This window comes from Shewanella sp. SG44-6 (assembly GCF_014164185.1).
Taxonomy (GTDB): domain Bacteria; phylum Pseudomonadota; class Gammaproteobacteria; order Enterobacterales; family Shewanellaceae; genus Shewanella; species Shewanella vesiculosa.
The window spans coordinates 1-571 of sequence record NZ_JACJER010000312.1 but is presented as its reverse complement, the minus strand read 5'-3'; the positions used below and the strand labels follow the sequence as shown (position 1 = coordinate 571).

Annotated in this window: 1 protein-coding gene; it reads left to right on the top strand. The window is 41.3% G+C overall.

The window, feature by feature from the left end; genetic code table 11:
- Positions 1-5: 5 nt before the first annotated feature.
- Positions 6-571: permease (locus H5185_RS22385; protein ID WP_182743360.1), on the top strand; the 566-nt coding region annotated here is incomplete at its 3' end.

Below are 571 nucleotides of genomic sequence, written 5' to 3'. Positions count from 1 at the left end.
AAAAAATGAATCCTGAAACGATTCTTATGATGAAAGAAACGGCAAGCATGTTCGCTTTTCTTGCCGTTGAGCTTACCCTACTATTTCTTGTCATAAGCTACCTAGTAGGTATTTTACAAGAATTTATCACCCCTCAAAAAATACAAGCGATGCTAAGCTCACGCAACGGCAGAGGTTATGTCATTGCTGCACTACTTGGGTCAATTACCCCGTTTTGCTCTTGTTCTACCATTCCATTTTTAAAAGGCTTGCTCAGGGCTCGTGCCGGTTTTGGCCCTATGATGGTATTCCTGTTTGCCAGTCCATTACTGAATCCGATTATTATCGGACTATTTGTTGTCACCTTTGGCTTAAAAGTAGCACTTTTTTATTTTGTAGTAGCAATGGGAGTATCTGTCATTGCAGGCTATATGCTTGAAAAGCTGGGGTTTGAAAGGTATGTCCGTAAAGAAGCTTATACTCTGGAAGACACTGTCACTTCATGTTGTGACACTAAACCTTCCTCCTTTGCCAGTACCTGTTGCGAAACTAAATCGACAGCAGTTGCGAACTCATGTTGCGATACTAAACC